Origin of the sequence: Saccharopolyspora elongata (assembly GCF_004348985.1) — a bacterium.
In the GTDB taxonomy this organism is placed as follows: domain Bacteria; phylum Actinomycetota; class Actinomycetes; order Mycobacteriales; family Pseudonocardiaceae; genus Saccharopolyspora; species Saccharopolyspora elongata.
The window spans coordinates 1-19,103 of record NZ_SMKW01000082.1; the positions used below are offsets into that span (position 1 = coordinate 1).

A 19,103-nucleotide genomic window follows, 5' to 3' on the forward strand; every position below is an offset into this window, starting at 1 on the left:
TTGATGTACTTCGTCAACGAGTGGACGACGAGATCGACCCCCAGCTCGAGCGGCCGGAAGAACGGCGGCGGGGTGAAGGTGGAATCGATCGAGACGAGCGCCCCCTGCGCGTGCGCGATCTCCGCGATAGCAGCGACATCAGCGACCTTGGTCGTCGGATTCGCGATCGCCTCGGTGTGCACCAGCCGGGTGTTCGGTCGCATCGCCGCACGAACCGCATCGAGGTCGCCCATGTCGACGAACGTGGCTTCGATCCCGTACTTCTCGGGAAGCAACTCGGCCATCAAGCGCCACACGGCCTCGTACGTGACGTCCCCCAGCACCACGTGATCGCCGGTCTTCAGCAGCGAGAAGAACATGGCGTGCAACGCAGCCACACCCGTGGTGAAGACAGCGGCGTCCTCACCGCGTTCAAGAGCGGCCAGCTTGGTCTGAAGGCAGATCTGGTTGAACCCCGAGTTCCGCGTGTACGAAAGGGTCTCCGTGTCGGACCAGTCCATTTCGGACGGATCATCCGGAAGCAAATACGAGTTCGCCATCACGATCGGTGTACGAATGGCTCCACCAGCGGAATCAGTCGTGTTCCCACCGTGCACGGCCTGGGTGGCGAACGCGAGACTCGCCAAATCGCTCTTGTCCGGCCTGGGATTGTTGCGAACGTTCTCACTCATAGAAGATGACCTCGTATCTCTGCTAAGCCGACACAGAACCAGGGCACCGCCAGACAAGACCGGGAACCGAGCTTCCGGCCCGAGCCCAGAAGGAGACCGTCCAGCTCCCCTCACCAAGCAGCGGCCAAACCCGGCTCCGCCTTGCCGTCAAGCAAACCTCAGCGGCGTCAAAATTCGTTCAACGCGGGATAGCCCGTCGTCAAGCCAGCGGGCGAGCACACTGCCCTGGGGCGAGCACTCAGCAGGTGCACGCCCATGCAGCAGCCCCGGAGCCACGGAGTGATATCCGTCGATGCTTCGGGAGCCCTACGCCTCAGGGGCAAGCGTCAGCTTCCTCCTGGACACCAGCGGCTGCCCGCCCACTTCGCCCATATTAGCATAATAATGCACTACGTGGTGCACTTGAGTGCCCTACAAGTTTTGCGTTGCACGTCAACGGTCCGCGAACGTCAGGGCGCCAACAGATGAGAAGAGAACTGGGCCTCCGGACTGAACCCGGCAAGAGCCGCCTGCAACTCCCCACCAGCAGCGATCAAGTCCGATTCCGACGTGACATCGAGCAATCCATCAAGGATGAACAGGGCTCGAACCGTCCGATCTCCAATGTGAGTCCGCGTTGACTGGCGCCAGTTCCACCGCCGGCATGTCACCCCGGCGTCGTCCTTCCACACGACTTCGCCGGCCTTGGGGTGCTCGACAGCAGGCTGCCCTTCGGCCACCGTCTCGAACTCTTCCTCCCCAGTAGCCCGCACCAGCTGCGCAGGTCCGACGTACTTGTCGACGTCCTCCCCGCCGAGCGGAAGCAGATGGGCGACAGAGATCGCGTTGTAAGTGTCCGTGATCCGGTCAATCCGCGGCAGACCACCGTCAACCCGGCGGACCAGCGCCTCGACGCTGGACCGAGTGCGTTGCGGTTTCGCGCCGAACGCGCGATAGGCCTCACGCCACGCCGCGAGCTCGTCAAGCTCCTCAGGGCGGCGCCCATCGAGCTCATTGGCAACCTTCAGCTCAGCGTCAGCCAACAGTTGATCGCTCACAGCATCACTCTCGCCGGGAACGAGACCTTCCGCGAGCAGGAGAAACGCCCTGTAGTCGGGCCGCAGCTGGAAGACGCTGCTCTCAACAGACGCAGCGTTGAGCCACTCCATCCCGCGAAGCTGGGCTTCCATCAGTTCCCTCCTCCTACGCCCGGCTGCAAGACCGTCATCGAGAAATGCACACCTTCACTTCCTGCACACGCGTACCCGTGCGATTGATCGCTGCGAAGAACGACCGAGTCACCCGCTGCGAGATGCTCCACGTTCGTGCCGACGTGGACCTCCAGTTGACCTTCGTGCACGAACAGCACTTCCCTCGTCCCCTGGGAATGAGGCTCACTGTCGTGCCGCTCCCCGGGAGCCATCACCCAGTCCCAGAGCTCAACGACCTGCGGCGGCTCAGTCGCCCCGACGAGGACTCCGCGGCCGCCGTTCGGCCCCTGCCACAAGGTAGGCGCCTCTCCTGCCCGGTGAACGCGAACAGGAGTTGTCGCCACGTCTTCAACGAGATCGGACAACCCGACACCGAAGGCACTCGCGAGCCGGAGAAGAAGCCCGATGCTGGGATTCGACTGGCCCTGCTCGATGAGCACAAGCGTCCGTCGCCCCACACCGGACCGCTCCGCAAGCCCGTCAAGCGTCCAGTTTCGCTCGGAGCGCCACCGCCGTACGCGCCCACCAATGACCTCAGCCACGGCATTCGCATCGACGACACGGCTGTCTGATTCTCCCATGGTGGCATGATACTGCACTAGCAGTGCAGTCGAATAGCCAGGACTATCGTCTCCACCTGCAGATCAACCGACCAACACAAGTCGGTCAGTGCAGTATTTTGCTTGTATAGTGCATCCCACTGCCCTAGCATGAGCTCCTCGCGAAGGGAGCTGTTCCATGACGAAACAGGTCACTCCGGCCAGACCGCACCTACGCCTCGGGGCTCAACTACTCCAACGAAAGTCGGTCGACGCGATCATCGCCGACAACGAAGGCATGGAACCGGGCCAGCAACTCCGCCGTACGCTGAACGTCTGGCACCTCACGATGATCAGCGTCGGCGCCGCACTCGGGACAGGAATCCTGGTAATCCTGAGCACAGCCGTCCCCATGGCCGGACCCGCGGTGTGGATCGCCTTCGTACTCGCCGGGGTAACCGCGTTCCTCTCCGCCCTGTCATACGCCGAAATGGCCAGCCATGTCCCGGTTTCTGGTTCGAGTTACTCCTACGCCTACGCAACGATGGGCGAAGGGATCGCGTGGGTCTGCGGGTGGTGCCTGGTGCTGGAGTACGCGGTCTCCGTCGCCGCGATCGCTGTCGGTGCCGGTCAGTACATCAACGAATCGATCAGTGTTTTCGGTCTGAGCATCCCCGACGCTTTGATGCAGCCCCCGGACTCCGGAGGGATCGTCAACGTACCTGCTGCGGTGATCGTCCTGCTGGCCACGCTGCTGCTCATTCGCGGGGCCAGGGAGAGCGCGTGGGTGAACACCCTCATGGTCCTCATCAAGGTCGGCATCCTCCTCTTCTTCACCGCAGTGGCTTTCACGGCGTTCAACGCGGGCAACTTCCAGCCCTTGGCTCCGATGGGCGTTGCCGGCATCTCCGCTGCCGCCTCGCAGCTGTTCTTCTCCTACATCGGTTTCGATGCGGCATCCACCGCGGGCAACGAGGCGAAGAATCCACGTCGGGACCTGCCTCGAGCGATCATCGCGTCCATGATCATCGTGACGGTGCTGTACGTCCTCGTTGCGGTGGCTGCAGTCGGCGCACTGCCGTGGACGCAGTTCAGCGACTCAGAGTCGTCCCTCGTCACGATCCTGAGCGACATCACCCACCAACCATGGGTCGCGTTGCTCTTCTCGGTCGGTGCCGTCATCGCCATCGCAAGCGTGGTTCTGACCGTGCTGTACGGGCAGACCCGAATTCTGCTGACCATGTCCCGAGACGGTCTCGTACCGAAGCTCTTCGGTCAGGTCTCCCCCAAGACCGGCACACCGATCGCGAACACCCTCATCGTTGGCGTTGCCGTCGCGACGACGGCAGCGTTCGTTCCTCTCGGGCAACTGGCCGACGCGACGAGTATCGGCACGTTGTTCGCGTTTTCCCTCGTGAACATCTCGGTGATCTATCTTCGCCGCAACCGTCCGGACCTGCCGCACACCTACAAGGTGCCCCTGTACCCCATCACACCAGTACTCGGGTTCTTGTTCTGCGGATTTCTCGCAGTGACGCTCGGCATGGAGACCTGGGTCGCGTTCGGGCTGTGGATGGTCATCGGCGTGCTGCTCTACTTCGCATACGGCAGAAGCCATTCCGTCGTCGCCTCCACCCGCCAGGTGGAGCACCGGAAGACTGCGGCTGCCGCACCGGACGCAAGCATCAGCCAGGACTCCGTGTCACCCGGGCACAGCTGAGCAACGGGGGGAAGAGCATGTTTCGTTTGCGTGCTGACTTGGTCGAGTCGATAGTCGCGCATGCTCGCCGTGACTATCCGCGGGAGGCCTGCGGTCAGCTCCTGGGACTGGAGGGAGCAAGCCCTGTGCGTTACGTACCGATGGCCAACGCCGACGACCCTGCGGTACAGGCATACAGCTGGCGGTTCGATCCGACAGATCAGCTCAAGGTGCACCGGCAGGCTCTTACCCGCGGTGAGGTCTCCCTCGCTGTCGTTCACTCGCATTCACGTGTGCCGTTGCGACCCATGACTGATTCCGGACTTCCTGAGGCGTACCCCTCGCCGAAGGACATCGAGTTCATGGCGTTGCAGCCCGACGTGCACTTCGTGATCGTAGCGTTGAAACGGCGTGATGACGCCGAGCCGGAGGTGCGATCCTTCTGCTTCGACGAGACCGGTGAAGTCGTCGAGGACGAACTACGAGTGGAGTGATGTTGCGCAGAACCTGCATGCGTGCCGTCCGCCACAAGGGCGTTCAGGTGACTGCGGTGAAACCGGGCAGGATGCTCAGCAGCGGAATGATGGTCAGAGTGCAGATGGTCATCGACAAGACGTTGCCGATGAACGGGTGGAAGTCCGGCGGCAGGCGCTTCGAGATTTGAGCGGCCAGCGGTGGTCCCGCGAGAGCTCCGAGAACAGCACCGACGACGATGGCCTGCACCGTTGGGCCGTACGCCAGCACGGTTGCCGGCGCGACGGAAACGACCGGGACGAAGGTGGGGTACGAGCCTGCGTCAGCCCAACGACGGTGGTAGAGGAGAATCCCAATCGTCGCGGTCAGCGCCTGGGCCGTCAGCACCGCGGGCAGCAGACCACTGCCCTGCACCGGGGTCAACAGATTGAGCACATAGGCCAGTACAGTTCCGGCGATCAGTCCGACCGCGGCGATCTCGTTGCCGTAGAAGGGCGCCTCGGTGAAGTCAGCGAGGACACGCCTGACAACCCATCCCGGCCCATGGCGGGAAGACGCGGTCGATGCGCTGGCTGGGACGCTTTGCTGTCCGGCCTCATCAGGTCTGTCCGCAAAGAAGGGGCCACCAGGTGGCGGCATCCACGGCAGGCGTCGAGCGAGCAGAAACGCTATCAGAGCACCACCCCACATGCCGGTGACGCTTCCGGTCACAGCAGGCAATCCAAGCGGATGACATACGAAGTTGACCGCTAGGAGCGCGATCGGCGTTGTCAGGGCAGCTCCGAGCACGGCGCCAGTGACTGCCACCGACCAACCCGCGCCGTAAACGAGGACGACAGCTGGTGAGACGGAGACGAATGGCACGAAGGTGGGCTGGGACGTACCGGTAGCGATCGAGGTCCAGCCCCAGGCGAGGTCCGAGAGCAGCAAGCCAAGGAGCGCAGAGCCCACTGCCCAAGGCCACAAGCCTGTTCCGTAGCTGATGGGAAATCCTGCCCATCGCCGACCACGTTTCCAGGCGATGTGGGCGACCCATCCACCAAGGAGCATGCCCAGTCCGCCGAGTTCGGTCTTGAAGAACTGGGCTTCGGTGGTTTGACTCCCCAACCAACGAAGGAACTGCGGGATACTGGAATATGCCTCGTAGGGCTGGCTTTCGTTGCTGGGAAGCAGCTGTGGCATGGCATTGGACAAGGCGGTGAGCACGACGGCCAGTGCCGTGGTGACTGTTACCACGGCTAACCCGGCGAGGCACCGCATGACCGCAGTCCATGCCTTTGATTTCACTGGATTCGGGAAGTTCTCAGTGGTGCGTGTCATGAGGGCCTTGTCAGCACGGAAGTCTGTTGCCACCGCAGCACTCGGGACGGGTGTCGACGAGATCAGTGCAACGGTCACGGGCGAGATTCGTTGTATTCTTTCGAGCAGCACCTGGTAGGTGAGCACAGGACAACGACCGATCGTCTGATAAGAGTCCTTGCGTCGCTGTTCGATCAACCGCGTGTAGCACGATGTCCGATGTACGCAGCTCAGCTCTGGATGAAGGTCAGCGGACCTGTTGTGGGCACCCCGGCCTCAGTTGCTCGGCTAGACCGGGGTGCCTGCGCTCATTCCCCATCCACCGCACTCGAGCGAGCGATGTTCATCGCGTGTGCCTCCTCGACAGAATCAGTCGCCGGAACAGAACCCGGCAGCGCTTGTCGTGCAGACTCCTTGAGGGTTGCGACAACGATGACGCCGACGACGGACATCGCGATGAGGTAGTACGCCGCGAACAAGTGGTCACCGCTCCACCGGATGAGCGACTCGATGAACAGCGGCGCGGTGCCACCGAAGACGGCGACGCTGATGTTGTACGACATGCCAAGGCCGCCGTAACGGTGACTCGTCGGGAAGAGCGCCGGGAACGTCGAGGCGAGCGCACCCATGTAGAGCGCGACGGGGATGCCCACCATCGCGAGTCCTATCACGACGAGCCCGATCTTCCCCGTGTTGAGGAGGAAAAATGCCGGCGTGCTCAGCACGACGACCCAGCCCGACGCAATCCAGAGCACAGCCTTGCGCCCAGTCCGATCCGAGAGCATTCCTACGAAGGGCATGGAGCATGCCATGGCGATGAGCAACGGGACGCTCACGAGGTTGCTCGAGACGGAGTCGAAGCCTTGAACATCGGACAGGTACGTGGGCATGTAGGACGTGAAGGCGTAACCAACGGTGTTCGCAGCAGCGACGAGACCGAGCACCTGGAGCATCTGCCGCCAGTACTGCCGGACAAGGCTGACCGGCCCTAGCGCATGTGTCAGAGCCTCGGTTCCTGACGCCCTGCGTGCCTTGAGCTGCTCGAAGTGAGGAGTTTCCCCAACACGCAGACGGAAGTAGATCGCGATGAGCCCGAGCGGCGCAGCAATCAGGAAGGGAATCCGCCACAGACCATCCACCATTGCCTGCTGGCCGAACGTCACCTGGAGGACGGTGACGAACACCGCGCCGAGGGTGAAGCCGAGGTAACTGCCCGCATCGAGGAATGCCGTGTAGAAACCACGCTTGCGGTCAGGTGCGCTCTCGCTCACGAATGTGATCGCACCGGTGAGCTCACCGCCGGCGGAGAAACCCTGCACGACCTTCAGGATGATGAGGAGGAGAGCAGCCCAGATGCCGATCACGTCGTAAGCCGGCAGGGTCCCGATGAGGAAGGTCGCAGCGACGACGAGCGCAAGCGTCGTGAAGAGCACCCGCTGGCGTCCAACACGATCACCGAGCCAGCCGAAGAACATTCCGCCCAACGGCCTGAACAGATACGTGCTCGCGAAGGTCCCGAGCATGAAGAGCACCTGCGCCCCGGAGTCAGCCTCGGGGAGGAACACAGGCCCCATCGTGACGACGAGGTAGCCGAAAACGCCTACGTCGTACCATTCCATGAGATTGCCGACAAAGGCACCGCGGACAGCGCGGTGCAGGCGCGCCCGGTCGATGAAGAGAACCGCACCGGTATCAGGCGCGGTGGGGCTGCTGGCTCTCGATGCACCCGACGAGCCAATAGGAGTGGACATGAAGACTCCTTTGTCTGTGTCCTTAGGACCGCTCGCGCGGGTTCGTCAGCCGAAAACGGCGGTGTAATAGGTGAGGTACGCGGCGAGGTTCGATGTGAGATCGCGGTGGTCCGTGAGCGGATTGACCTCGGTCACTGCGAAGGCATCGACGTGGGGTGCGAGTGCTCGTACTGCGTCGATGGCCTGCCTGGACGTCAGGCCGCCAGGCTCATGGGCTCCGGCCCCGGGGGCATGGGCCGGGTCGATCGCATCGATGTCGAAGCTCAACACGATGTGATCGGCGCCCCGGACGTGATCAAGAACCCGCTCAACCGCGGGTTCGACGCCGATCCGGTGGAACTCACCGGCGGTGATCTGCGCCGGGCCGAGTTCGTGCACGGCCGCACGGGAACTGGGGTAGTTGAAGTGCCGCAGTCCGACCTGGATCGCGTGTTCCCGATCGACGCGCTCGAGCTCAAGCCCACGTCGCATGCCGCTCGAGTGGCTCCACGACCCCTGCCGCTCGTTGTGGTCCATGATGTCGAGATGGGCGTCGAAGTGGATGACCCCCAGGCGTCCTGACGTCGCCCTGTGCACACCATCGATGAGGGCGTAGAGGACGCTGTCGTCCCCGCCGAGGACAAGCGGCACCGTACCGGCGCGGACGGAGTTGGCGATCTGGTCCGCTGAACGATCGAGTGTGGTCTGGACATCATGCGGCACGACGGAGACATCGCCAGCGTCCTCGATGTTCGGCGCCGGGTGAAGCTCTCCGGTGTCGAGCGAGTAGACCTCGCCATCCTCCGCCCGCATCGTCATCCAGGCGAGTTGCTCACGAATCTGCGCAGGGGCATACCGCGATCCCGGCCATCCGAGCGTTGCTGCCCCATCGAACGGAATGCCGATGAGCTCGTACCGCCGTCGTTCTCGCGCTGCCATGCGCCCGCCCTCGCTTCGAATCACACCGAACTCTCTGTTCGGTGCCCAACATCTTGCGGAGCGCACGCAGGTGTGTCATACACTACTTCGGCGATATCGGCGAGTGCGGATCGACAGATCAGTGATCGAAATCGGGAGTCGGGTTGAACGTCACCGTCGGCGATCTGCTCGGCGTGGCCGAGCTCAAACTGCGCTGCATCGCAGGCGCTGCCGGCCTGTCGAACGTTGTGCGCTGGGTCCACGTCTCGGAGGTCGAGGACCCCACCCCTTGGCTTTCTGGCGGCGAATTCCTGCTCACGACGTTGTTCGTTCGTCGGCCAGATGCCGACCCCGAGCGCGTCTTCGACGCATTCGCGAGGACCGGTGTCGCCGGTATCGGATGCGGGGTCAGTGATCAGCATCCACATGTCCCCGATCGATGGGCGGAGCTCGCTGAAGCTCGAGGTATCCCACTTCTCGTAGTGCCCCTGAAAACGCCCTACATCGCCATCTCGGAGTACGTCGCAAGCGCCCGGATCGAAGCCGAACATCGACGCCTGCGCACGCTCATGGTCGCTGAGACGGCACTCGCTGATCTCAGCCTCACCATGGACACCTGCGAGCCACTCGTCCATGAGCTCGCCCGCCGGTTGCGCTGCGGCGCGGCGGTCGTCGATCGGTCACATACCACCCTCGCCGCCTCCGGACCCGGAGCAGCAAATTTCGCCAACGAGTTCGCCGAAACGTTCCTCCGTTTCCAATCCGGCTCGGCCCCTGCCTCCGGCAGCATCCGCGAGTCGGACAGAGACGTGGTCGTCAACCGCGGGCCAGGCGTCAACGCTCCAACACTCCTCGTCGTACGGGAAACCCGTTTCGACGACCAGGAACGGCTGCTCCTGGCCAGCACAGCTTCACTCCTCGCCCTCCAGCTGTCGAGAAACCACGTCCTCCGCGAGCCCGAAAGACGCCTGCGCACTGCTTCGTTGCAGGCGATTGTCGATCCAAGCACCTCGGAAGAGACGCGCCGCCTCCTGCTTGCCGCGCTCGGGATCGAGCAGTCGGACAACCTTCGCGTTGTTCTGGCCAAGGTCGACGCGCAACCCAGCCCGGCCGACGTCGAGACGTTCGAGCACTGTTCTCACGACGCCGGGTGGTCGGCCACGGCCTGGTCGACAAACGACACCATCGGCGCGCTCTTAGTACGACGTCCTGAGACAGACTCGACTACGCAGGACGAACCAGCGGCGCTCTCCGCTGCACTTCACGCCTGGCTTGAATCGTCCGAATACACGGCTGCAACCACTCGCATCGGCATCTCCCGCACCGCCCGTTCGGTTCAGGTCCTAGCCCTACACGACGAGGCGGCTGGCCTGGTCACGCTCGCCACGCGACTACGCCGGACCGTCATCGCTGCCGGCGACCTCCCGCTCGAAAGCGTCGTTCCTGCAGCACTTCCGCCCGAGACGATGAGGTACCTTCGCGCTGCGACATGGGATCGGTTGACCGACGTCGCCCTCAAACACGCGCTCGAGGCCTACCTCGATGCCAACGGCGTCGTGGACATCGCAGCACGCGCACTCGCCGTACACCGCCAAACCCTTCGACGACGAGTGCACAGCGTGGGTGAACTACTTGGGCTCGATCTCGACTCAGCAAACGTACGCGCGCTCCTGATGGTCGCAAGAACCCTTGACTAGTTGTGATAGCTGACCGTGTCAGATGCTGGCGTCGCACTGAGGCGCCTCACTCGTCGATGGCGTTCACCACGCGGCGCATGCGAGCTCGGACGGAATCCTGCTCAGCGCCGACTGAGCCGGACTGCGACAACAGTGGCACCGAGCTGGGTCACGACTCGACGCCGCTATCTCTGCCGTCCCGGTGGCTCTGATCCAGCACCCGACTCGCGAATCTCACCGAGCAGTTGTGTGACCGGCACGCCTGGGTCCTCGGCTCGGCGGGTGCGGAGGTGGTCGCGGTAGGGGTCGACCAGGGGGGCCGGTATTTCGGGATGCGCTGATCCGTTCCGGGGTCTCGGCACGGGCATAGCGCTTGACCGTGTTGAGGGCCAGCCCGAGACGGCGGGAGCAGTCCAGCAGACCCACCCCTGCGTCGAGCAAGGTCGTGGATCTGTTGCCATCGCTGGAGGGTGGTCTCGGCCAGCCGTCCCTGCCGCAGTCCGGTCGCGCCGGCCCAGCAGTGACTGTGGGAGGCGACTTCCTTGCCGGCTTACGCGCAGGCCGTGCGCGACGCACTGCCCGGCGCGGTGCAGGTAGCCGACCGGTGGCATCTCTGGCACGGGCTGGCCGAGGCCCACCGAAAGCGCGACAGAGCCCAAAACAACTGGACAGGCCCTCTCTGTGGCGCTGGCAGTTGGTGCGACGCACCGTTGTTGCCGCTAAGCGGCCTCCAGGATCAACAACGCGTCGTCGACCACCTGGAGCACGTACTCGAGCAGGTCCTCGGTCACCGTGAGGTTCGGAAGGAAGCGGATCACGTTCCCATCGCTGCCTGCAGTCAGGAGGAGCACGCCTTCAGCAGCGGCCTGCTCCGCGACAACCGACGCGGCGCCAGGCAGCGGAGTTTGTGTGCCGGGCCGAACGATCTCGAAGGCGATCATCGCGCCGTGCCCGCGCACCTCTCCGATCGACGAGTGACGTTGCTGAAGGCGATGGAGACCGTTAGTGAGAGTCGATCCGATCCTTTTGCTCTCGGCCAGCAAGTCACGGGATTCGATCTCCTCGAACACGGCGAGTGCCGCGGCCACGGCGACGGGGTTTCCGCCAAATGTGCCGCCGAGACCGCCGGGCTGGGCTGCATCCATGATCTCAGCGCGGCCAGTCACGCCGGCGAGCGGCAGTCCGCCGGCAATGCCCTTCGCGGTAAGGATCACGTCAGGCACCAGGTCGAAGAGCTCGCTCGCGAACCAGGTGCCAGTACGGGCGATGCCCGATTGGATCTCGTCGGCTATGAAAACGACGCCGTTCGCAGTGCACCAGTCCTGCAGCTTGTTCAGATAGCCAGGGGCGGGGACCACAAATCCGCCCTCGCCCTGGATCGGCTCGGCGATGAGTGCAGCGAGGTCCGAAACCCCGATGCGCTGCTCGAGGTGGGCGATGGTGCGGGCCGCCGCCTGCTCGCCGGTCAGGCCGTCGCGGAACGGGTAGGAGTTGGGGACGCAGTGCACGTCTCCGGGCAGCGGCCCGAAGCCAGTGCTGTACGGGGCGGCCTTGTGGTTCATCGCCATGGTGAGGCTGGTCCGCCCGTGGAACGCGTGGTCCAGGGCTGCGACAGCCCGGCGGCCCGTGTACTTCCGGGCGATCTTGACCGCGTTCTCGACGGCTTCGGCGCCTGAGTTGACCAGCACCGTCTTCTTCTGGTGTGAACCCGGGGTCTTGTCAGCCAACTTGTTGGCCAGCGCAACATATCCCGGATAAGGGGTCACGGTGAACAAGGTGTGGGTGACCTTGCCGAGCTGTTCTGTCGCGGCGTCCACTACAGCCTGATTGGTGTGACCGATCGTCGTGACCCCGATCCCGGAACCAAGGTCGATGAACCGGTTGCCATCGACATCGACGAGGAATGGTCCCGTGGCGTGATCGATGTAGACCGGAAGCACACATGAGACGCCGTCAGCGACGACGTGACTGCGCTCATCGTGCAGACGACGGCTCTCTGGCCCCGGCACGTCGGTGACCAACAGCTGTTCCCTGCTCACTGATGTGGTCGCGTTGGTGGTGACTGTCATCTAGGAGTGCTCCTCCTGAAGTGCGGTGGAAACGGAGCCGGCCCTACGGACCGGTTCGCCCGATCGATCAATCACTATCTCGGCGTTGGACTCCTTCCCCGCCGATTCAGCCAGCGATCATTTCTGATCTCCGTCTTCGGTCCTAACCAGACAGTCCAGGACTGGCTCTCAATCAACGAAGTCAGGACGAGCGTGGCGACTGGCGGCCTTCTGCGATTCAGACGTCCGCCCCGCCGGATGGTTAGCTCGCCACCTCGTCGGTGTCGGCGAGAACTCTCCGGACCGCCTCATCGACCTGCGCTCGGTCGGTGCCCGAAAATTCCAGGAGTGGGCGAGGCAGGTTCGGGGAACCGATGAGTCCCATGTGTTCGGCAATCGCGGCAACGACGCGCAGGCTGCCGTAGCGGCCAAAGAGCTCCCAGATCGGAGTGAGCCGCTCAGACAAGCGGTGCGCTTCAGCGGTGTCGCCCCGCTGCGCTGTTCGCGTGATCTCGAGGCACAGTTCCGGCCACAGGCCTCCGAGCACGCTGTACCAGGCCTCACAGCCGGCAAGGAGCCCGCCTGCACCGGCGGCGTCTCCGCTGACGCCGATGGTGACGTTCTTCGGGATCTGCTGTCGTAGTTTCTGAACACGAGTGCGAGCTTCCTGCGGGTCCGCAGGTGTCGCGGGAATCTTCACGGAGCCGACGTTCGGCAGCGCTGTGATGCGGCCGTGGAGCTCGTCGCTGAAGGTGAACCGAGTAGTCCCCGGGTTGTCGTAGACGCACAGCGGCACAGAGAGTTCCGCTGTCACGTCGGCGTAGAGTCCGTACACCTCGTCTTCGGTGAGCGGCTGGTAGGACACGGGAGCGAGCAGTACCGCACTCGCGCCGGCGTTTTGGGCATCCTCGGCGTGCCGCAGGACGTCCGCGGTTCGCAACGCGCCGATTCCGACGAGCACGGGAGTACCCTCTGCCGCCTGAACAGCAAGTTCGGTGACTCGTTTGCGTTGGTCGCCTGCGAGATACGCGTAGCTTCCCGTCGAGCCCAGCGCCCCGATGGAGTCAACACCGGCGCGGTGAAGTCGGGACACGATCTCAAGAAATGCGGGCTCGTCGATGGACTTCTCAGTCATCGGAGTGAGCGGGAACGCGCTGAGGCCGGTGAACACTGCTGGTCTCCTTTGTGCTGCAGGCCTCGGTCGTGCAGGGCCGTTAACGCCGCGCACGACCGTCAAAGGTCGATGGCCATCCGGCCGCGCGCCCTGGACACGCACGGCGTGAGCATTTCGGTTCTTTCGTCGTCGTCGAGGATGGAGTCGCGATGCAACACGTCGCCCTCGGTGTACTCCAGGACGCAGGTGCCGCATTGACCTGCCTCGCACGAGGAATCGACGTGCACACCGCTACGGCGCAGCGCGGAGAGCATGGTCTCCTCGGCACACACCTGGATGGTCTTGCCCACGCCGTTGACGTACACCTCGAACGGCTCGTCCCCACCCTCTGCCGCCAGGTCCTGGGCAGGCGTGAAGGTCTCGCTCCGCACTCGGGCGGCGGGCCAACTGCTGGTCGCTGTCGAGATGTCCGACATGAGGCCGGGCGGCCCGCAAAAGTAGAGGGTCGTGGTCGGGCTGCAGGTCTCGATCAGCTCTCCCACGTCGAGGCGGGTGCCGACTGAGCTGTCGTGAACGTGTACGGGTGCACCGAAGCCGCGGAGGTCGTCGAGGTAAGGAGCCGATTCCGCCGATCGGACGCAGTAGTGCACCTCAGCGCTGCTGGCCGAAGCAAGGCCGTTAAGCAGCCCGATGATCGCCGTGATGCCGATTCCGCCGGCAACGAAGACGTGGTGTTCTGCTGTGTCGTCGAGCGTCATTCCGGCCACGGGCGCCGAAACGGCCACCTCTTCGCCGATGTCCAATGCGTCGTGGAAGGCGATGGAGCCGCCGCGGCCCTCGGCCTCGCGTTTGATCGCCACGCGGTACTGGTTCGTCTGTTCGGCTCCGCCGAGCAACGAGTACTCGCGTGTCACTCCGTTGGGGTGCCGCACGCTCACATGGCTGCCCGGAGACGCCTCCGCCAAACGATGCCCGGCCTGCGCTTCGAGAACGAGTTCGCGGACTCCCGCGCCTGGCCAGGCATCGCCACACACGTAGGCCGGAATCCATATCCCCCGTCCGGCGGTGGTCTGAGTCGATTCGGTTGCAGCTGTCACGATGTCGTCCTCTTAGCCGTTGTCCAACCCGATCGCGACCATGTGGGCAGCGGTCTCCTGCTCGGGGCGAGTCCCCTGCTCCAGGCCGCGGATGACGCCGGTGCGGTCCTCAGCGGTGCGGTTCTGGTTCAACTTGGCCTTGGCGACAACTCGCGAGATCGACAGTTCGATGCCCACGATTCCCCTGAGCTGCATCGCGATGAACTTATCGGGGGCGTCAGTGACCTTCCACTCCTTCGGACGTCCCGCCTCGTGGTGGTCGGTCAGCTTGGTGACGTGATCGAGCAGCCAGTCGCGGTCGTCGTGAGCCTGCAGCTGCCCGTAGACGTTGACGATCTGGTAGTTCCACGTCGGGACGACCTTCTCGGTCTCCTTCTTGCTCGGGTAGTACTCCGGCGTGACGTAGGCGTCGACGACCGGGATGATCACCACCGACTCCGCCTCGGCGGTGTACTGCCAGTGGGGGTTGGGCCGCGACATGTGCCCGACCAACGAGTGCCTGTCGGCGTCGTAGAGCAGCGGCATCGAAGTCACCTCCATGCTGCCGTCCGGAGCCGGGGTGACCAAGTGGCCGAAGCCCCCCTTGCTCAACAGGGCCGCGGTGTCGTCCTCGGACACCTCGAATTGCTTCGGCAAGTACATGGTTGCTCCTCGACGGTCGTCGTACTGGCGGACGCAAGACAAACCTCGTTTGTCATGTGACAAAGCCACCATACAAGCCGGGGTCATCCTTGTCACGTGCCATAGGATGGACAGGTGACGAATGAGGCCGTAGATCGCGCGCCGATCACCGGCGCCTCGGCAGGCGAGATCTCCGACAGCGTGCGCAACCTGGTCAGCACAGGCCGACTGCAGCCCGGAGACTCGGTCCCGCCGATTCGCGACCTCGCCCTCGAGCTCGGTGTCCACCGCAATACCGTGGCCGCCGCCTACCGAATGCTGGTCGCCGCCGGGGTAGCCGAGACGCGGGGTCGACGCGGCACTGTCATCACGTCCTTGCCCCACCTCGAGGGCGAGACCGCTGTCAACACCGAGCTTGCGGACCTCTCCAGCGGCAACCCCGACCCCGCCCTGTTGCCCGATGCCGGCGCGGCGCTGTCGCAGATCGACTACCGGATGCAGATGTACGGAAGTCCGGCCGTCGATCCGCGGTTGGCCCGGTGGGCCCGCACCTCGCTCACACCTGAACTCGACAGCTCGTTCGAGATCTCAGTGACCCACGGCGCCGTCGACGCGGTCGAGCGACTGCTCACCGCACATCTGACACGCGGCGATGTGGTCGCCGTGGAAGATCCGTGCTTTTACGCGAGCGAGGGGACCGTGCGGCTCAACGGGTTCCGCGCAGCCCCCGTCAGCGTTGACACCGAAGGCCTTGAGCCGGAAGCGTTGCGCGCCGCACTGGAAGCGGGAGCTCGAGCCGCCATCGTCACGCCCCGAGCGCACAATCCGACAGGCGTGAGCATCACGCCCCAACGCGCCCGCGAGATCAGGTCGGTGTTGCAACGCTATCCACATGTGCTTGTGATCGAGGACGACCACTTCTCCGCGATCTCGCGTCACCCTTACAACCGGGTCACCCCAGCCACTGCGCAACGCTGGGCACTTGTGCGATCGGTGGCGAAGTTCCTCGGGCCAGACATGCGTGTCGCGGTCGTTGCCTCCGACCGAGGAACTGCCGACCGGCTCGGGAGTCGCTTGCGCCCGGGGGCCACGTGGGTGAGCCATCTGCTCCAGCAGCTTGTGGCGAACCTGCTCGAATCAGATTTCGTGACGCGACAGCTGGACCACGCTCGCCGCACGTATGCCGAGCGCGTGGACGACCTGCGCGAGGAGTTGACCAAGGTAGGCGTTGACACCCCGTTCCCCACCGACGGATTCAATGTCTGGGTGCCCGTACCGCACGGCTCCTCCGCGGTGGTAGCAGCACTGCGGGACGCCGGCTGGTCAGTTCGAGACGGTTCGTCATTCCAGACCCCGACGAGTACGACGCCGGACGGCGTTCGCATCACCGCGTCGAGACTCACCCACACCCAGGCCCGCGAGTTCGCTCAGTGCCTCGCCATGGCGCGCGAGTCAGTCACCCGCTGACCGCCCCGCCATAAGCCAGGCGCGCTAGGCAGAGCGGATCCCACCATCACTATCAGACGCACGGTTTCGCTCTCCCCCCACACGCAAGGGGTTGAAACTCGGGCTCAACCACACATCCCCCGAACCACCTCAAAACACCGGCAGGGATCGCGACATCGTGAGTGCCGACCGGCAGATTGCGGCACACGCAGCCCGCCGAGCCTGACCTCGCCGCGTTGGCGGCGTAAACATCGTGCGAGCACAGCCCCTCCGCTCGAGTAAGCAGCGCAGTGAACGCGCGCACACAAGCCGCACTCACCAAATGTCACGTGACAAAGTTGCGAACTCGTGCTTCACTCCGTTTGTCACGTGACGAGGAGCAGTGTTGCTCGCGGCGGCTGTCACAGCTGGACGGTCAAAGCCCTCACCGGCGCCGGGCACACATCTCCTTCCGGTTCTCGCATCCGTGAGCGCTACGGCGCCGCTCTCTCCACCACCAGAAGGTGACGGCCATGACGGATCTATCCCGGCACACACCTGTTTCCGGAGCCGCACAACGCCCTGCCCACTCCCCGACGACGGCCTGGGGCCTGACTGGACTCCTCGTCGTCCTCTACACCATCAACTACGGCGACAAGGTCGTCCTCGGCATCGTCGCCCGGCCGCTCCAGGAAGAGCTCGGGTTCAGCGCATCCCAGATCGGCCTCGCAGGTAGTGCTTTCTTCCTCGCTATGGCGATCGGCGGGTTCCTCGCCGGCACGATCAACCGCTTTGCCTCCTTGCGCTGGGCGCTGGCTGGCCTCGCGATCGCATGGGGCCTGTGCATGCTGCCCATCGTCGTGTGGGCGGCGTTCACGGTTCTGATCGTCAGCAGATTCCTCCTGGGCCTTTTCGAAGGACCCTCCTCAGCTCTGATCCACACGGCAACGTACTCCTGGCACCCTGCGGAGAAGCGTTCACTTCCTGGCGCCTTCATCACCTCGGCAGCGGCGATCTCGAAGATCGTCCTGGCACCCGCACTCGGCTACGTCGTGGTGACCTACGGATGGCGCTGGGCGTTCATCGTGCTCGCGGGCGCAAGCGTGATCTGGCTAGGCCTGTGGCTCGCCTTCTGGCGCCCTGGCCCCTACGGCGACGAGGCCACCAACGGAGGCAACACGAAGCCAACCAGCCTGGTGCACTGGAAAGAACTGATGCGCACCCCCACCTTCCTCGGCGGAATGGTCGCCGTGTTCAGCTTCTACACGCTCACCTCGGTCGTGCTGACGTGGCTGCCGACCTACTTCGAGCTCGTGCTCGGCTACTCCCGCATTCAGGCGAATTCCCTGTTCGGCGTCCCCAGCATCGTGGCGATGATCGCTCTGTTCACCGTGTCGTTCCTCGCCGACCGACTGATGAGCCGCGGTGTGCGGGCGCGGGTGTTCCGAGCGATAGTTCCAGGGGCAGCACTGCTGATCTGCGCCGCATCGATGATCGCGGCTCCGCTCATCCCAACGCCGGCCCTGGTAGTGGTGACCGTGTCGATCGGCTACGGGCTCGGCACCATCGTCTACCCGCTGCTCAATGCCGCGATCTCCGAGATCTGCCCCCGCGATCGGCTAGCCGGCACGCTCGGCTTCTTCCTCGCCGTCATGACCTGCGGTGGCCTCATCGGCCCCTTCCTGTCCGGAGTCATCGTCGACCACGCGGCGACGCCGGCGGAGGGCTACTCGACCGTCTTCCAGCTGCTGGGGCTTCTAACGGCCATTGGTGGGCTCAGCGCACTCCTGTTTGTCCACCCGGCTCGAGACGCAGCTCGTATCAACGCCATTCAGAACAGCCGGGGAGCAGACGCTTCGACAGGGGTATGAGAGCCTCGTCCATGATTCGAGTGCAGGCGGGCGACGCATTCAGTCGGATCTCGCGCTATCCCGACATATCCGCGGCAACAGCCACCGCTCCGCCGTCGCCGCGTGGTGAAGGGTCCAGTTACGGTTTCGAGCACCCATCTGGCTGATGCCACATCGGATGCACTGATACCAGTGTGAGCTCTGCACGAGCGCACTTTGACCATCGTGTTGCAGCCGGCGTCGATCGAGACTGCAGGCAAGCAAGGCAGGAAAGCTCAGGCAGGGTTGGTCCGCGACCGTGGACCAACCCTGCCTTGTCTGTGCCACTCACTCGTTGCGGAACCTTCCAATGCCTGAGCGAGCAACTGGTCGGGTTTCCTTCCACCGGTTTCACCAACAGCTGCCCGCTGCGGTACGCAAAGGATCCACAATGGATCTCTCTGAGCTGGGCACTGCGCACTACGCGGTGAGGCTACTGACGTTGCGTGGGTTGACCGACTGCTGAGTCGGACCGCTCTGCAGTGCCACCAGTCTCCCTAGGATCGGAAGCGCCCTGGAAACGAGGTTCAAATAGACGCGACGACGCAGATCCGAGGACGGCTCTGCGTACTGCTCAACCTGACCAAACTGCGGGGCTTGGTGCGGTGTAGCGCCCGATGCCAAGTTCACGTACAGCGCGACCCACCAACGGTCTTCGCACCCACGTGGACACTGCCCAGGAACCTTCAGCAGTGCAGGCAAAACAAGGCTGA

General features: G+C 64.1%; 15 protein-coding genes and 1 pseudogene. 5 read left to right on the top strand and 11 right to left on the bottom strand.

The genetic code is table 11. The features are described 5' to 3' along the window. The 3 genes from E1288_RS37995 to E1288_RS38005 all read right to left on the bottom strand — a co-directional run. On the bottom strand, positions 1–671 hold a 671-nt coding region (locus E1288_RS37995), incomplete at its 3' end, for an aminotransferase class V-fold PLP-dependent enzyme (protein ID WP_132493550.1). Positions 672–1,120: 449 nt separating this feature from the next. Next, positions 1,121–1,840 (bottom strand): B3/B4 domain-containing protein, encoded by a 720-nt coding sequence (locus tag E1288_RS38000; protein WP_132493524.1) that lies wholly within the window; start codon positions 1,838–1,840, stop codon positions 1,121–1,123. Next, complete coding sequence (locus tag E1288_RS38005) at positions 1,840–2,442, bottom strand: helix-turn-helix domain-containing protein (RefSeq protein WP_132493525.1); 603 nt, start codon at positions 2,440–2,442, stop codon at positions 1,840–1,842. Before E1288_RS38005 ends, E1288_RS38000 begins: the two co-directional genes overlap by 1 nt. A 157-nt stretch (positions 2,443–2,599) precedes the next feature. Here E1288_RS38005 and E1288_RS38010 point away from each other — a divergent pair, with 157 nt between their 5' ends. Together E1288_RS38010 and E1288_RS38015 are read left to right on the top strand one after the other, a co-directional pair. Further along, complete coding sequence (locus E1288_RS38010; RefSeq protein WP_132493526.1) at positions 2,600–4,120, top strand: amino acid permease; 1,521 nt, start codon at positions 2,600–2,602, stop codon at positions 4,118–4,120. Between the two features lie 17 nt (positions 4,121–4,137). Further along, positions 4,138–4,593, top strand: a complete 456-nt coding sequence (locus E1288_RS38015; protein WP_132493527.1) for a Mov34/MPN/PAD-1 family protein — start codon at positions 4,138–4,140, stop codon at positions 4,591–4,593. A 43-nt stretch (positions 4,594–4,636) separates the two neighbouring features. Here E1288_RS38015 and E1288_RS38020 read toward each other — a convergent pair whose 3' ends face one another. The 3 genes from E1288_RS38020 to E1288_RS38030 form a co-directional block, all read right to left on the bottom strand. Then, positions 4,637–6,070: a hypothetical protein gene (locus tag E1288_RS38020; protein WP_235884107.1), complete on the bottom strand. Its 1,434-nt coding sequence runs from the start codon at positions 6,068–6,070 to the stop codon at positions 4,637–4,639. A 110-nt stretch (positions 6,071–6,180) separates the two neighbouring features. Then, positions 6,181–7,623, bottom strand: coding sequence for an MFS transporter (locus E1288_RS38025; protein WP_132493528.1), 1,443 nt, complete (start codon positions 7,621–7,623; stop codon positions 6,181–6,183). Between the two features lie 45 nt (positions 7,624–7,668). Beyond that, positions 7,669–8,541 carry an arginase family protein gene (locus tag E1288_RS38030; protein ID WP_132493529.1) on the bottom strand — a complete coding sequence of 291 codons (873 nt, stop codon included), beginning with the start codon at positions 8,539–8,541 and terminating at the stop codon, positions 7,669–7,671. Positions 8,542–8,684: 143 nt separating this feature from the next. Between E1288_RS38030 and E1288_RS38035 the strand changes: the two genes are divergently transcribed. Then, the gene (locus E1288_RS38035) at positions 8,685–10,217 is read left to right on the top strand and encodes a PucR family transcriptional regulator (protein WP_132493530.1); all 1,533 of its coding nucleotides are present in this window, start codon (positions 8,685–8,687) and stop codon (positions 10,215–10,217) included. 197 nt (positions 10,218–10,414) lie between these two features. On the opposite strand, the pseudogene E1288_RS49330 reads toward E1288_RS38035, so the two are convergent. The 5 genes and pseudogenes from E1288_RS49330 to E1288_RS38055 form a co-directional block, all read right to left on the bottom strand. Beyond that, positions 10,415–10,737 (bottom strand): annotated as a pseudogene (locus tag E1288_RS49330) (ISL3 family transposase); the annotation flags it as partial. A gap of 178 nt (positions 10,738–10,915) precedes the next feature. After that, the gene (gene gabT, locus E1288_RS38040) at positions 10,916–12,265 is read right to left on the bottom strand and encodes a 4-aminobutyrate--2-oxoglutarate transaminase (RefSeq protein ID WP_132493531.1); all 1,350 of its coding nucleotides are present in this window, start codon (positions 12,263–12,265) and stop codon (positions 10,916–10,918) included. A 241-nt stretch (positions 12,266–12,506) separates the two neighbouring features. Next, positions 12,507–13,415: a dihydrodipicolinate synthase family protein gene (locus E1288_RS38045; RefSeq protein WP_132493532.1), complete on the bottom strand. Its 909-nt coding sequence runs from the start codon at positions 13,413–13,415 to the stop codon at positions 12,507–12,509. A gap of 62 nt (positions 13,416–13,477) precedes the next feature. Then, the gene (locus E1288_RS38050) at positions 13,478–14,272 is read right to left on the bottom strand and encodes a PDR/VanB family oxidoreductase (RefSeq protein ID WP_132493533.1); all 795 of its coding nucleotides are present in this window, start codon (positions 14,270–14,272) and stop codon (positions 13,478–13,480) included. 195 nt (positions 14,273–14,467) lie between these two features. Further along, positions 14,468–15,097, bottom strand: a complete 630-nt coding sequence (locus E1288_RS38055; protein WP_132493534.1) for an FMN-binding negative transcriptional regulator — start codon at positions 15,095–15,097, stop codon at positions 14,468–14,470. Positions 15,098–15,211: 114 nt separating this feature from the next. On the opposite strand from E1288_RS38055, the gene E1288_RS38060 reads away from it, so the two are divergent. Together E1288_RS38060 and E1288_RS38065 are read left to right on the top strand one after the other, a co-directional pair. Next, entirely contained in the window at positions 15,212–16,543 is a 1,332-nt protein-coding gene (locus E1288_RS38060) for an aminotransferase class I/II-fold pyridoxal phosphate-dependent enzyme (RefSeq protein WP_132493535.1), read from the top strand. Between the two features lie 491 nt (positions 16,544–17,034). Next, positions 17,035–18,372: an MFS transporter gene (locus E1288_RS38065; protein ID WP_132493536.1), complete on the top strand. Its 1,338-nt coding sequence runs from the start codon at positions 17,035–17,037 to the stop codon at positions 18,370–18,372. Positions 18,373–19,103: the final 731 nt, after the last annotated feature.